The organism is Bacillus sp. HMA207, from assembly GCF_003402455.1.
Taxonomy (GTDB): domain Bacteria; phylum Bacillota; class Bacilli; order Bacillales; family Bacillaceae_G; genus Bacillus_A; species Bacillus_A cereus.
Window position 1 is genome coordinate 126,105 of record NZ_BEZT01000004.1, and the last position, 15,299, is coordinate 141,403.

Here is a 15,299-nt window from a genome sequence, read left to right on the forward strand (position 1 = left end):
ATTATTTTCCTCCCTTTTCTTCTAATAAATTAATTGCTAATTTATAGTAGTTATTACTTTCCTTAAATTCTAGTAATTCCTCGTGATATCCTGCTAGTTCTAAATACACCATTTTTAATTCCTTTTTATTTTCTTCGCCTCTAAAAAATGGGATTGCCTCAACTTCTAAAAATCTTTTATAAACATCTTTCGTTTCAAAGTATTTATTCTTAAGCATTGAAAGTATATATAGCATACTTTTATACTTTTCATCCCTCTTGGCAACATCTATTCCTTTATTAATCCAATCTTTCGCTTCTTCAAATTCTTTTAATTCAATACACTGCAAAGCGATCTCATACACTGCATCAATATAATTTAAATCCTCTTCCTTTTTGTACTTTAGGCATTGTAAATAATAATCTTTTGCTTTTGCATAATCTTTTAAGTTATAGTACAAGAAGCCTAAATTATTTAAAGCAATAGCTGTTATACTTTCTTTATCAGCAAAAGAATTTGCTTCCCTCAAAATATTATTATAAATAGATAGTGCCTCATTATATTGCTTTTTTTGTATATAACTCAACGCAATAAGTAACTGGCAATTTATCACATAACGGAATTTATATTCATTCTTAAATCCTTCCATTGCTACATTAGCAAAATGTAAAGTCATATGTTCAACTTCTAATTCATTATAAACAAGAGCCAAATTGAAATATATTCCATTCTCATGATAACCTTGTTCCTTTGCCATTACTTCTGTTCGAGTCAAATACTCCAATGCCTTCTTATATCTATGTTGTAAAAAATAATATAACCCTTTGCTATACGTATATAATAATTTTTGGAATGGTGAATACTTTTTGTACATCTTCTTTAAGCTCTCTAACTCTTTTTCGACAGCAGGAAAATCCCTTTTCATAATTAAATAACGTGTATACAGCAGTTTATAATAATTTATAATTTCAAAATCCAACACATGCTTCATTTCACCTTGCAACTCTTCATATATACGTTCTACTTGTTGCTTGTCTAAATGAACTAGTGCATTCAACCATTCATCCAGCTTCCCCTTCACATCTTCTTCTACATCCCTCAAATCCGTCACGGCAATTTCTAATCTTGCGCAGAGCAATTGTAGAATTTCTTCTGATGCTTCAATCTTTCCATTTTCAATCTTACTTAAGTATGAGACAGAACAAATGCCCTGACATAATTCTTCTTGTGTCATTTTTTGCTGTAGCCGTTTATAAAAGACTTGTTTGCCTATTTTTTCTAATGTTTGTTGCATTGTCCTCCTCCATTCTCATTACCCCCATTACTCTAATAATACATAAAATCTGTAGAAATATAAATTGATAAATATAAATTTTCTAAAAAATATGCATAATTTCATTTTTTTCTCTCTTGACTTCACATCAATATCTCTTCTTTGCTACGAATGGTGAAAAATTGGTATACTATAACCAAATTATGGAGGTGTTCTCGCGATGACTCATTATAAAGACGATAGTTATGCCTTACATACAGACCTATATCAAATCAACATGGCTTATACATATTGGAAAGATGGTATTCATAATCGCCGTTCTGTTTTTGATTTATATTTTCGAAAGCTTCCATTTGAGAACGGCTACGCTGTTTTTGCTGGCCTTGAGAAAATTGTAGAGTACATAGAAAATTTCAGTTTTACTGAAAGCGATATCGCTTATTTAGCAGAATTACAATTTGAAGAAGAATTCCTTCATTATTTACAAAATATGAAATTCACTGGGACGATTCGCAGTATGCAAGAAGGTGAAGTTGTATTTAATAACGAGCCTTTATTACGTGTTGATGCACCACTTGGTGAAGCACAAATTATTGAGACTGCCCTCTTAAATATTGTGAATTACCAAACATTAATTGCCACAAAAGCAGCACGTATGAAACATGCTGCAAGTAATGATGAGCTTTTAGAGTTCGGCACAAGACGTGCCCATGAGTTCGATGCTGCCCTTTGGGGGACGCGTGCTGCCTTTATTGGTGGTTTCTCCTCTACAAGCAACGTTCGTGCTGGGAAACGCTTTGGGATTCCTGTAGCTGGCACACACGCTCACTCTTTCGTTCAAGCATATCGCGATGAATACGTCGCGTTTAAAAAATACGCTGAAACTCATAAAAAGTGCGTCTTTCTCGTTGATACATATGACACATTGAAATCTGGTGTTCCAAATGCGATTCGTGTTGCAAAAGAATTTGGGGATCGTATTGATTTCTATGGCATACGTCTTGATAGTGGTGATATGGCTTATTTATCGAAAAAGGCACGAAAACTATTAGATGAAGCAGGGTTTACAAATACAAAAATTATCGCTTCTAGCGATTTAGATGAATACACAATTATGCACCTTAAATCTCAAGGAGCAAAAATTGACGTATGGGGCGTTGGGACAAAATTAATTACGTCCTTTGAGCAACCTGCATTGGGGGCTGTTTACAAACTAGTTGCGATTGAAGATACTGACGGAAAATTAAATGATACGATTAAAATTTCATCTAACCCTGAAAAAATTACCACTCCAGGACTGAAACGAATTTATCGTATTATCAATCGGGTAAACGATCATGCAGAAGGCGATTATATTGCGTTAGATTCTGAAGAACCTGGAAAAGAAGAGCGCTTAAAAATGTTCCATCCAGTTCACACATATATAAGTAAATTCGTAACAAACTTTGAAGCCCGTGAACTGCATAAAGATATTTTCGTTAACGGTGAAAGAACATATGAACTACCAAGTATATTAGATATTCAAAAATATAATGAACAGAGTCTCTCTCTATTTTGGGAAGAATATATGCGAACTTTAAATCCTGAAGAATACCCTGTCGATTTAAGCCAAGAGTGCTGGGATCATAAAATGAATTACATTCAAACAGTTCGAGAACAAGTTGAAAAAAACATACAAAAGTAAACAGAGAAGTTTCCCTTCTCTGTTTTTTCAATACTATATGGATATTTGTAAAAAATATATTAAAATAATAAGACGAGTGTATTTTATTTGTAAATTTTAATATAACGATATTTAAAAGTAAAGTAATATTTGGTATTATTTTATTGAGTCAATTTCAACAAAATCACCAATAAAAAAGAGGACGCGGGTCGCGTCCTCTTTTTTATAAATCTTTCACTCTTAATACACGCATTGCATTTAACACTGCAAGTAGTGTCACACCAACATCTGAGAAAACAGCTTCCCACATTGTTGCAATACCAAAAGCACCAAGTAATAAAACGATCCCTTTTACACCTAAAGCAAAGATGATATTTTGCCACACTATACTTCTTGTACGTTTTGCAATTTTTACAGCTGTCGCAATTTTTGAAGGCTCATCAGTCATAATAACGATGTCTGCCGCTTCAATTGCTGCATCTGACCCTAAACCACCCATCGCAATACCAACGTCTGCACGGGCTAATACTGGTGTATCGTTAATACCGTCACCAACGAAGGCAATTTTTTCTTTTCCGTGCTTCGCTGCATCAATTTTTTCAATCTCTTCTACTTTTTGTTGCGGTAGTAATTCCGCATGAACTTCATCTAAGCCTAATTCTTTACCGACAGCTTCACCAACTGGTTTTGTATCACCAGTTAACATTACTGTCTTTTTAATACCTAGTTCTTTTAATTTTTGAATCGCTTGTTTCGAATCCTCTTTTACCTCATCAGAGATAACAATATAACCTGCATATCTTCCATCTACAGCAACATGAACTAATGTACCTACTGTTTCTGGTTGCTTAAATTCAATATTTTCTTTTCTCATTAATTTTGCATTACCTGCAAAAATTTCTTTTCCTTGTACTTTTACAACTGTACCGTGACCAGAAATTTCGTTATAATCATCGATTATTTTTTCATCAATTGATTTTCCATATGCCTTTCGAATAGATTGGGCAATTGGATGGTTAGAATATACTTCAGCAAATGCCGCATACTCTAATAACTCTTCACTTGTAGTACCTTCGCTCGGTTCCATTTTTGTAACTTTGAAAACACCTTTTGTTAATGTTCCTGTTTTGTCAAAAACAATATATTTCACATCATTTAAAGCTTCTAAATAGTTACTACCTTTTACTAACACACCACTTTTAGATGCACCACCAATACCTCCAAAGAATCCAAGAGGAATGGATACAACTAACGCACATGGACAAGAGATTACTAAGAACACTAAAGCTCTATAAATCCACTCAGAGAATGTAGCTCCTTCTAAAATAAGTGGTGGAATAAACGCCATGATTGCCGCTGTAATAACTACAACTGGAGTGTAGTAACGTGCAAACTTCGTAATAAAGTTTTCCGTTGGTGCTTTTTTACTGCTTGCATTTTGAACTAAATCTAAAATTTTCGATACAGTTGATTCACCGAATTCTTTTGTAACTTCAATTGTCAACACACCGTTTTGGTTCACAAAGCCACTTAATACATCATTTCCAACTTCAACTTCACGTGGTACAGATTCACCTGTTAATGCTGAAGTATCTACCATTGATGTTCCTTCAATTACTTTTCCGTCTAACGGCACTTTCTCACCTGGCTTAACGATAATATAATCGCCAATTTGTACATCTTCTGGTGATACTTGTTTCGTTTCATTTCCAACCTTTACATTCGCATAATCAGGACGAATATCCATTAATGAAGTAATTGATTTTCGAGAGCGGTTTACCGCAATGCTTTGGAATAGTTCTCCTACTTGATAAAATAGCATTACTGCTACAGCTTCTGAGTATTGTTGAATTGCAAAAGCTCCTACAGTTGCAATTGCCATTAAGAAGTTTTCATCAAATACTTGGCCACGAGTTATGTTTCTTATCGCTCTCCAAACGATATCTCCACCTATTAATAAATAAGCAAGGACGAATAACGGAATTGTTACCATTTGTGGTAAGCCCGCTAATGCAGCAATTGCTGTCAAAATTCCGCCGACCACTAATCTCCCTACCATCTTTTTCACATTTGCTTCACCATGATCATGACTATGCCCGTGGTCATGACCGTTCTTCTCTTCACGAACAACTTTCACGTCTGGCTCTAACTTTTGAACGACATTTGTTATATTTGCTACAGTCGCTTCTAGTTCTCTTTTATTCGCAACTTCTACTCGTAGTTTCTTCGATACGAAATCAACAGTTGCTTCTGAGACAGCTGGCATTTCCTTCACTTTATTTTCAATTTTCATTGCACAGTTCGCGCAATCTAAACCTTCTAATATAAATACTTCTTTAGCAATTTTATTTTTTTGTTCTTCTTGCACTTTAATATGCGGTTCTAATTTTGTAACGAGTTGTTTTGCTTCCGTAACAACTTCGTTTTCTTTATTTTGTGCCGTTTCTAAAATCATCGTCTTTGTTGCAAAGTTTACAGAGCAAGAATTTACTCCTTCTATATTCCCAACACCTTTTTCAATTTTCATTGCACAGTTCGCACAATCTAAACCTTCTAACATCAGTTTCTTTTTCACTAATGCTTCAGCCATCGTTCTCCCTCCTCGCGTTCTTTTTATTCTTCTTCGTTTACGTGTTCAAACGCTTGCTCGAAGATATGAATTACGTGCTGGTCAGCTAACGAATAATAAACAACCTTTCCTTCTTTACGATTCTTCACAAGTTTCGCTTGCTTTAACACACGAAGCTGATGCGAAATAGATGATTGTGTCATTCCTAATAAATAAGCTAAATCACAAACGCACATTTCAGCTTCAAATAGCGCATGTAATATTCTCGTACGTGTACGGTCACCTAACACTTTAAATAGTTCTGCTACTTTACTTAAACTTTCATCAGTTGGAATTGTTTGTTTTACTTGCTCTACAACTTCTTCATGAATTATCGTTTGAGAACATGTCTCTTGTGGTGTTTCTACTTTATTTCCAGCCATTATAGCTCACCTCTTTAATTGAACATATGAACAATCATTCATATATCTTATACTCTTATTATATGAGCGCCCACTCATATGTGTCAATGAAATCTGATTTTTTTTTATGAACTTTCCGTTCACATTTTAATAAGTCATATACATATTTTTCGCACCCTCTATATTCTCATACAAAAAAGGATGTACAATTCGCACACCCCTTTTTACTTACTTTTCATTTTCACCGCATCCACAATTAAAGAAACAAATCCTAACTGATTATCCCGATTTCTATGGTCAAAGCGCTTCGATCGATAAATAAATCCATCTTTCTCATTCCAATCATTATAGTGAAACTTACCATTCTCATCACAGTATTCTAAGAGCCTCACTTGAAAACCTGCTGATTCAAACATGGACGTGATTGTTTTATAGTTATGAACAATTTTATGGCTTGCTGCAGGATGATCTAATGGACCAGGTCCACCTACTTGTACCCCTTGCTGATATTCTTCATCTGGAAAAAATGCATCTGGTACTGCACAACGAATATATCCATTCTCCATTAAAAACTCATAACAAATTTTTGCAGCTTCAATTCCTTCTTCATATGATAAATGCTCCCATACATGTTCTGCCAAAATTACTGATAAAGAATTAGGTTGAAATTTATCAAGCCAAGTTTCTCTCCGTAATAAATTTAATTCTTCTTCATTCGTATGTAACCAACCAGAGTTATTATTATAACCCTCTGCTCCAACAACAACTTTTGTTTCTTCCATTTTGCTCCCACCCTTTTTTCATATTCCGACATAAAAATTCAACAAAGTAATATACATTCCCTTTATTTCAACAAAAGAAAAAGCCTTGCGCGCTCCCTAGACGCACAAGGCTTACTATACTTATATCCCTTTCAATTAAGCTTTTAATTAGCTTGTTCTAAATTATCCTGCGAACTTCCATCGTCTTTTAAATGACTATGTTTTTTCGAATAAACAAAGTATACAACTACTCCAATTGCTAACCAAGCACCGAAGTACATCCATGTTTTTAATGGTAGATTTACCATTAAGAATAGACAACATGCAATCGAAATAATCGGCAAGATCGGTACAAGTGGTACCATAAATCCACGTTGTAATTTTGGATGTGTTTTACGAAGAATAATAACTGACACACCAACCATCGCAAATGTTAACAACGCTCCAATATTCGCTAAATTCGACAATTCTTTTAAATCGATAAATCCAGCAATTAAAGCACTACCAATTCCTGTTAACCAAACTGTAAATGTTGGCGCTTCTGTCTTTTTATTAATTTTCGCGAAAGATTCTGGCAATAAACCGTCACGGCTCATCGCAAAGAATACACGTGTCGTTGCATAAATGTAAGCAAAAATTACTGCCATAATACCAATTACAGCTCCAATTGCGATTACACCTGCTACTTTATCTTGTCCTACAACTTCTAACACATATGCCATAGCTTCTGGTACATCTAATTCTTTATAAGAAACCATACCCGTCATAACGAGACAAACTACAACATAAATGATTGTACAAATGACTAACGAAGCGATAATACCAATCGGTAGATCACGTTGCGGATTTTTTACCTCTTCAGCAGAAGTTGCTAATGCATCAAATCCTAAGAAAGCAAAGAATACTGCTGCTCCCCCCGCGAAAACTCCACTTAAACCGTACGGTGCAAATGGTATCCAGTTTTCTGGTTTCACGTAGAATACACCAACTGCAATGAATAAAACAACGATACCAATTTTAATTAATACCATTATGTTATTCACGCGTTTACTTTCTTTCGTACCTCTTGATAATAACCAAGTTATAACTAATGTAACGATAACTGCTGGTAAATTCACCATACCACCTTGAGACGGAATCGTTAGCAGTGCTTTTGGAATTTCAAGCCCTAATCCACTCACTAAGTTATGGAAGTAACCAGTCCATCCGCCAGCTACTGCGGCAGTCGTTACAACATATACGGATAGTAATGTCCATCCCATTAAATGAGCTACAAACTCACCAATTGTTGCATATGAGTATGTGTACACACTACCTGAAACAGGAAGTGTAGAAGCAACCTCTGCGTAACATAATGCTGCAAATCCACAAACGATGGCTGCAATCATGAATGAAAAAATAACTGCTGGACCAGCATCTCTTGCTGCTACTAATCCAGTTAATACTAGAACTCCTGTACCAATTATCGCACCAATCCCTAGCATTGTTAGGTCAAATGCCCCTAGCGTTTTCGTCAAAGTTTTACTTTTACTTTCCCCTAACAATTGCGTAACGGATTTCTTTTTAAATAGGTTGGCCACGATGTATGCCCCCTTTTGCCAAGAAGAGCTAAGAGATCTTCACTCTTAGCTCTTATCATGTTGTTTTATATATTGTTCGATTTTGTTTTGTATAATGCTTCTATTAGCAAGATACTGTTTCTGCTTCTAATAATTCTTTAGCACCTTTGTACTCTACACCGTGAGCTTCTGCAACTGCTTCGAATGTTACATAGCCATCTAATGTGTTAATACCTTTTAGTAATGCAGTGTTACCTAGGCAAGCTTCTTTGTAGCCTTTGTTAGCAATTTGTACTGCATATGGTACTGTTACGTTTGTTAATGCAAGAGTTGATGTACGTGGAACCGCACCTGGCATGTTTGCAACTGCATAATGAACAACGCCGTGTTTTTCATAAGTTGGGTTATCATGAGTTGTAATACGATCAGTTGTTTCGAAAATACCACCTTGGTCAATCGCGATATCTACAACAACAGAACCTGGTTCCATTGATTTAATCATTTCTTCTGTTACAAGTTTTGGAGCTTTTGCACCTGGGATTAATACTGCACCGATTACAAGATCAGACTCTTTAACAGCTTCTGCAATATTGTAAGGATTAGACATTAAAGTTTTTACTTGGTTTCCGAAAATGTCATCTAATTGACGAAGACGTTCTGCACTTAAGTCGATGATTGTTACATCCGCACCTAGTCCAACTGCAATTTTAGCAGCATTTGTACCAGCTTGTCCACCACCGATGATTGTTACTTTACCACGTTTAACCCCCGGAACACCTGCAAGTAAGATACCTTTACCGCCTTTGTTTTTCTCAAGGAATTGTGCACCAATTTGTGCAGCCATACGACCAGCTACTTCACTCATAGGCGCAAGTAATGGTAATGAACGGTTTTCTAATTGTACTGTTTCATATGCGATAGAAACAACTTTTTTCTCGATTAAAGCTTTTGTTAATTCTGGCTCTGGAGCTAAGTGTAAGTATGTGAACAAGATTAAGCCTTCACTGAAGTGTTTGTATTCGCTTTCAATTGGTTCCTTAACTTTCATAACCATTTCCATATTCCAAGCTTCTTCAGCTGTATCAACAATTTTTGCTCCCGCTTCAACATACTGAGCATCTGTGAAACCAGACCCTAAACCTGCACCCTTTTGAATGAATACTTCGTGATTGTTACGAATTAAATGTACAACACCTGCTGGTGTCATTGCCACACGGTTTTCGTTGTTTTTAATTTCTGCTGGTACCCCAATACGCATAATGAAATGCCCCCTTATAATTAACAGAAAAAAGAGATTCTTTTTTCTTTTTGTAATAATTAATAACTTATGTCCTTATTCTAGCATAACTTAAAAGTTATGAAAACGCTAACATATCATTTTCCTAAAGTTTTTATATTTAGAATAGTGTAAATATATAAAACATTGATTCTATTAGGGGTTTCGTGTCATTCCATTATCTTTCACTCTATTTTTATTATACTGCTTCAAAATAAACAGCAATCATTTATTATTTGACAATAATGTAACAATGTAAGAAACCTAAGCGATAACGTATACATATACAGTTATTACTTTACTCAATACTTTAGAGATATATTCTTTTCACAAAAAAACAGCTGCTAGCATTTAGCTAGCAGCTGGGTAACTTATAAATAACTTAGAAAATAAATCATCTGTCGTTTCAGTAATTTTATCAAACAGATCACTTTCTTCCGCTTCTTGCTCTTTTAACATCTTAATTGTTTCACGTGCATCTTCAGGGTAATCGGTTATAATACCATCTACGTTTAACTTATAATATGCCTTTAAATTTTCCATATCATTTACTGTCCATACGTAAATTGGTTTGTTTAACTTCCTTGCTTCTTTTACTAATTTCTTATTTAACATATATTCTTCTGCTACGTAAAAGTCAGCCTTCACATTCTTTAAGTTAGCTCTACTTGCATACAGTATATACCCTACTTTTATATCTGGATTTGCACGCTTAAACTCTTTAATAAGTGGATAGTGTAACGTTTGAATTACACATTGCTTCTCAAATTCATTATCTTTAATCGTTTTTAAGACTTTGTTTACAAAATCTTTTTCGCCCCCATGAAGCTTCACTTCTATATTAAGTTTGATTTTGCCATTTGCTAGCTTAATGATTTCATCAAGTGTACTTATTTGTCCTGAAAGTCCATCTTGACTAAGGGTAAGCTGCCTTAACTCCGCCATCGTTAAATCTGACACATGCACATTGGCATTTGCGAGACGTTTCAGCTTCAAATCATGTATAACCGCTAGTTCACCGTCTTTCGTTTGTAATACATCTATTTCAGCGTAGTCTGCTTTTGCATCAATAGCACCTTGCACAGCTTCTTTCGTATTTTCTACGCCTTTTGATATATACCCGCGGTGCGCCATAATAATCGGTTCTTTATACGAATTTGAAATAAACGTTACAATGAAGGCAACGACCATTCCCGCAGTAATAATTCCTACAATGTATACGCCAATGAATTTCCAACGATGTTTTTGGAAGAAACATTTATCTGCTTTCGTTTTCGAATAATCTAATCCTTCTTCTAATAAAACATCCTCAACTGGAACCTTTTGTAAGTATAATCGCGTAATCGCCATAATATAAAATGGCGTCACGATAAAGCTGAATAAATACAATGTACTCGTTAAAAATACAGAAATCGTTGATTCAGCTAATAATGCAAATGTTCCTTTCGGGTTTGTAAATTCATAAACACCCCATAGGCACAATAAATACATTCCCAAAAACACGACATATACAATTCCAATTGAGATAAAAAATCCTACTAAAAAGAATAGTACTTTAAAAAAGCTTTCCTTTACTAAAGTTGCACTTTTACGTGCTGCCACGCGAAATGGTTTTTGCTCTAAAACAACAATAGGTAGAACGAAAATCCATCGAAGATTCAAATACGCGACTACAGCAAAGAACGTGTAATAACCAACTTGTCCCATCGTTGTCTTAAACAGTTCTCCTGTAATAAAGTTAGGAATTTGAATTTGCGGGATTAATGCCGTTTCATATCCCATATTCAAAAGAGGCAACAATACGACAGCATATAAAATAAATCCTGGTAAGCAATATGTGAAAAGAGTAGGTAAATACGTTACCGTTTTATATAAAATCGGACGTAATTTCACCTTCTGTCTTTTATGAGCGAAATACGAAATAATAATAAGCACCGCAAATTCTGTAAAGATAAGAAACAGTGCTAACAATGATAAAATTACGATTGCTAAGATGCCATAAGGCGTCTTTAAAAACGCTAATAATTCATCATTTGTCGCATTTGCATAACCACCAAAATACAATAACTTATTAAAAATAATTCCAAATAGTGGAACGAACACAATCGCTGCTAATAATTTATAAGCAAGTTGAAAAGTTAATACATTCCAAAAAGCAAATTTAACTGTTTGAAAGGAATGTCTCATTACTCCTGGTATAGATAGTTTTTTACGGTGTTGCATATATTCCTCCAAATTCTAAAACGGTATTTGAGATGGATTCCATATTTCCAGTCCTAATCCATCTTTTTAATAATAATATATTCCGCTTAACATGAACACTCTTATACATATAATGAAAAAAGTGATGGCTACTTCCCATCACTTTTTCATTTATTCTATTTTTTCTCTAGCCCTTGTCCAAATGCTTTCAAGAAGCTAAAACCGAATGTAATAGCTCTATTGATATCTGGATCTTTTAATACTTTAAAGAAATCCATCACTTTTGTTTTTTTACCACTATTTAATTCATCTGTTGCAAATTGCAATCCTGTAACTAAACTTGACGTAATTTGCTTCGTTATTTCTGGGTCAACTGAAGATAACGCTTCTCCTGCCCCCATCATATTGTTGAGTGCATTTTTAACTGGTTCACGATTTAGTTGCTCCACAGCGATTTTTGAAACATCTTCCTTCGCAGCAAGTAAACTAATTGCCGCATCTAATATACCAGCCTTCTGCAACTGTGCTAAAAGCTGCATTGTTTCTTCTACTGCTTCACGATTATTAGATAGCTCATTTAGAAGTTCATCTGCTACTTGCTGTTTCTGTTCTTCCTCTGTTACAACTTTCTTTTTAATTACAGTAATTTCTTTCGCCACTATCTCCGCCCCCTAGTCCACAAGTGATACGTATTGTTTTCTTTGCCATTTTCGCTCGATTTCAACACCGTTTTGCGGATTACGCTTTTTATCTCTCGGGTTTGAAGATGGTAACGGACGATTCCCTTTTTCACGTAATACACGCATCTTTACCATTGTTTGTTTGTACGCTGGTGTACACGTATAAAGATCTGTCGCCGTTCCAGTTAAAATATTGATTGCCTCTTCATTTACCGTTGCATGCATCGGTAAATATAGCTCTTTCCCCGTTACACGATCTGTAACAAGTGCCTGTACTTTAATTTTCCCAAATGGTGATGCTAATTCTACAAGGCCACCATCTTTCACATTGCGCTCTAGGGCAAGTTCAGGCGAGATTTCAACGAACACTTCAGATACTTTAGATAAAATACCAGCCGATTTATTCGTCATATTCCCTTCGTGGAAATGTTCTAACATACGACCATTATTTAAAAGTAAATCATACTCATCTGGCGCTACAACTGGTGGTACCCATTCATCTAATGATAGACGAGCTAGTTTATCCGTGAAGTTAAATCCGTCCACATATAATAGCGGTGTATCGCTACCATCGTGGCTACCCCAACATAAACTATTCCATCCTTCTAAACGATCGTATGTTGCCTGAGAATATAAAGGTGCAAGCGATGCAATTTCATCCATGATTTCACTTGGACTTGCATAATTCCAGTCCCCGCCAAGCGCACGAGCTACTTTTTGTAAAATCCACCAGTCTGGCTTTGAATCACCAAGCGGCTTCAATACTTCATATAATCTTTGAATACGGCGCTCTGTATTCGTAAATGTTCCCTCTTTTTCTAAGCTTGGTGCTGCCGGTAAAATAACATCAGCAAAACGAGCTGTTTTCGATAAGAACATATCTTGAACAACAAGGAAATCTAAATTCGCTAAAATATGTTGTACATGGTTGGCATTCGAATCTACTAAAGCCATTTCTTCACCCATAACATACATACCACGCAGTTTTCCTTCATCTGCTGCCAGTAACATTGCAATATTATTTAAGCCTGGTGCTTTCGGAATTGTAGTACCGTATGCTTTTTCAAATTTCGCACGAAGCACATCATCTGAAACCGCTTGGTAACCTGGAAGCCAGTTTGGTAATGTTGCCATATCACAAGCGCCTTGTACGTTATTATGTCCGCGTAATGGGTATGCTCCTGCACCAGGACGACGATAGTTACCCGTAACAAGCAATAGATTTGAAATTGCTGCTGAAGTTGTACTTCCTCCAGTATTTTGAGTTACACCCATTCCCCAAAGTACACAAGTACCATCTGCTTCATATACCATACGTGCCATTTCTTTCAGATTTTCTTTCGAAATCCCCGTAATTTCTTCTGTATAATCAAGCGTATACTTTTCTACCATTTTGCTATATTCATCAAAATTCTTCACATTTTCAGCTATGAACTTTTTATCGTGCCAATCTTGATCAATAATATATTTCGTAATACCAGCGAGCCATACGTAATCAGTTCCTTGGCGCGGATGAATGAATAAATCCGCACGCTCTGCCATTTCATGTTTACGAAGATCCGCCACAATTAATTTTTGGTCATGTAATTTATGAGCACGTTTTACACGCGTTGCAAGTACAGGATGTCCTTCTGTCGGATTTGCTCCAACGATAATGACAAGGCCTGCTTCCGCAATATCTTTCACTGTTCCAGCGTCCCCGCCCATACCGACAGTTTTAAATAAACCGTCTGTTGCTGGAGATTGACAATAACGGGAACAGTTGTCTACATTATTCGTTCCATATATTTGACGGGCTAGTTTTTGCATAAGATAATTTTCTTCATTCGTTACTTTCGAAGAAGAAATAAACCCAAATGCATCACTTCCATATTCTGATTTAATATGCTGCATATTGGATGCAACAACTTCAAGAGCCTCTTCCCATGAAGCTTCAACAAACATATCTCCTTGGCGAATTAATGGCTTTGTAATACGATCTTCACTGTTTACAAAATCCCATCCAAATTTGCCTTTTACACATGTTGAAATACCGTTAACCGGCGCATCTGAAACAGGCTGCACTTTCAAAATGTGGCGGTCTTTCGTCCATACTTCAAATGAACAACCTACACCACAAAATGTACAAACTGTTTTTGTTTTATTCACTTTCGTCTTACGCATCGCAGCCTCTACTTCTGAAACTGCTAAAATACTACTATATCCCGGCTCTACATCCTTTACAAAATCAATCATCGGATCTAACACATCCGGTTTCAATCCTGTCATGAATCCAGCTTCACCTAACATTGATTTCTCCATCAACGCATTACATGGACATACTGTTACACATTGCCCGCAACTTACACAAGATGAGTCATTTATACTTACACCATTGTCCCATATAACACGTGGACGGTCTAAGCTCCAATCAATCGATATAGTTTCATTCACTTGTAAGTTTTGACATACTTCTACACACTGTCCACAAGCAATACATTGATTTGGATCATATCGATAAAACGGATGTGACATATCCACTTCACACGCACTTACTTTTGGCTCATACGGATATTTCTGTTCCTCAATTCCCATCATATGTACTGTATTGTGGACTTTACAGTTACCATTATTGTTATCACAAACGGTACAATACAGTAGATGATTCTCTAATATTCGATCCATTGCCTCAGTCTGTGCCTCTTTTGCACGCTGGGACTGTCTTTCGATATGCATACCGTTCTCTAATTTCGTTGAACAAGCACGCAATAACTTTCCATTTACTTCTACAATACACGTATCACAAGTTTGAATTGGATCTACTTCTGGTACATGACAAATTTGAGGATGTTCCAAATTACTCTCGTTAAATAATTGTAGTATCGTCTTTTCACCTGATGCAGAAAATTCTTTACCATCGACGGTTACACGGACTGTCTGTTCTGCCATAGTTTCCC

Annotated in this window: 10 protein-coding genes; 1 reads left to right on the top strand and 9 read right to left on the bottom strand. The window is 35.7% G+C overall.

Annotated elements, in window-relative coordinates:
* Nucleotide 1: 1 nt before the first annotated feature.
* A complete protein-coding gene (locus tag HMAS_RS25160; protein WP_001187937.1) occupies nucleotides 2–1,273 on the bottom strand; it encodes a helix-turn-helix domain-containing protein in 1,272 nt (423 codons plus the stop codon).
* A 199-nt stretch (nucleotides 1,274–1,472) separates the two neighbouring features.
* Between HMAS_RS25160 and HMAS_RS25165 the strand changes: the two genes are divergently transcribed.
* Nucleotides 1,473–2,936, top strand: coding sequence for a nicotinate phosphoribosyltransferase (locus HMAS_RS25165; RefSeq protein ID WP_000150184.1), 1,464 nt, complete (start codon nucleotides 1,473–1,475; stop codon nucleotides 2,934–2,936).
* A 202-nt stretch (nucleotides 2,937–3,138) separates the two neighbouring features.
* Here the strand turns inward: HMAS_RS25165 and HMAS_RS25170 are convergent, their stop codons facing one another.
* The 8 genes from HMAS_RS25170 to fdhF form a co-directional block, all read right to left on the bottom strand.
* The gene (locus HMAS_RS25170) at nucleotides 3,139–5,505 is read right to left on the bottom strand and encodes a heavy metal translocating P-type ATPase (protein WP_025710100.1); all 2,367 of its coding nucleotides are present in this window, start codon (nucleotides 5,503–5,505) and stop codon (nucleotides 3,139–3,141) included.
* Between the two features lie 23 nt (nucleotides 5,506–5,528).
* Nucleotides 5,529–5,906: an ArsR/SmtB family transcription factor gene (locus tag HMAS_RS25175; RefSeq protein ID WP_000918378.1), complete on the bottom strand. Its 378-nt coding sequence runs from the start codon at nucleotides 5,904–5,906 to the stop codon at nucleotides 5,529–5,531.
* A 203-nt stretch (nucleotides 5,907–6,109) separates the two neighbouring features.
* The gene (locus HMAS_RS25180) at nucleotides 6,110–6,667 is read right to left on the bottom strand and encodes a class I SAM-dependent methyltransferase (protein WP_016121823.1); all 558 of its coding nucleotides are present in this window, start codon (nucleotides 6,665–6,667) and stop codon (nucleotides 6,110–6,112) included.
* A 143-nt stretch (nucleotides 6,668–6,810) separates the two neighbouring features.
* The gene (locus HMAS_RS25185) at nucleotides 6,811–8,226 is read right to left on the bottom strand and encodes an amino acid permease (RefSeq protein ID WP_001284893.1); all 1,416 of its coding nucleotides are present in this window, start codon (nucleotides 8,224–8,226) and stop codon (nucleotides 6,811–6,813) included.
* A gap of 103 nt (nucleotides 8,227–8,329) precedes the next feature.
* Nucleotides 8,330–9,463: an alanine dehydrogenase gene (gene ald, locus HMAS_RS25190; protein WP_001219744.1), complete on the bottom strand. Its 1,134-nt coding sequence runs from the start codon at nucleotides 9,461–9,463 to the stop codon at nucleotides 8,330–8,332.
* A gap of 369 nt (nucleotides 9,464–9,832) precedes the next feature.
* Nucleotides 9,833–11,704: a glycerophosphodiester phosphodiesterase gene (locus tag HMAS_RS25195; protein WP_001164717.1), complete on the bottom strand. Its 1,872-nt coding sequence runs from the start codon at nucleotides 11,702–11,704 to the stop codon at nucleotides 9,833–9,835.
* A 155-nt stretch (nucleotides 11,705–11,859) separates the two neighbouring features.
* Complete coding sequence (locus tag HMAS_RS25200; RefSeq protein ID WP_001040540.1) at nucleotides 11,860–12,342, bottom strand: DUF1641 domain-containing protein; 483 nt, start codon at nucleotides 12,340–12,342, stop codon at nucleotides 11,860–11,862.
* 12 nt (nucleotides 12,343–12,354) lie between these two features.
* Nucleotides 12,355–15,291 (bottom strand): formate dehydrogenase subunit alpha, encoded by a 2,937-nt coding sequence (fdhF, locus tag HMAS_RS25205; protein ID WP_116345083.1) that lies wholly within the window; start codon nucleotides 15,289–15,291, stop codon nucleotides 12,355–12,357.
* Nucleotides 15,292–15,299: the final 8 nt, after the last annotated feature.

Coding starts and splice junctions, on each gene's coding strand:
- HMAS_RS25160 (WP_001187937.1), bottom strand. CDS start 1,273: ATGCAACAAACATTAGAAAAAATAGGCAAACAAGTCTTTTATAAACGG.
- HMAS_RS25165 (WP_000150184.1), top strand. CDS start 1,473: ATGACTCATTATAAAGACGATAGTTATGCCTTACATACAGACCTATAT.
- HMAS_RS25170 (WP_025710100.1), bottom strand. CDS start 5,505: ATGGCTGAAGCATTAGTGAAAAAGAAACTGATGTTAGAAGGTTTAGAT.
- HMAS_RS25175 (WP_000918378.1), bottom strand. CDS start 5,906: ATGGCTGGAAATAAAGTAGAAACACCACAAGAGACATGTTCTCAAACG.
- HMAS_RS25180 (WP_016121823.1), bottom strand. CDS start 6,667: ATGGAAGAAACAAAAGTTGTTGTTGGAGCAGAGGGTTATAATAATAAC.
- ald (WP_001219744.1), bottom strand. CDS start 9,463: ATGCGTATTGGGGTACCAGCAGAAATTAAAAACAACGAAAACCGTGTG.
- HMAS_RS25195 (WP_001164717.1), bottom strand. CDS start 11,704: ATGCAACACCGTAAAAAACTATCTATACCAGGAGTAATGAGACATTCC.
- fdhF (WP_116345083.1), bottom strand. CDS start 15,291: ATGGCAGAACAGACAGTCCGTGTAACCGTCGATGGTAAAGAATTTTCT.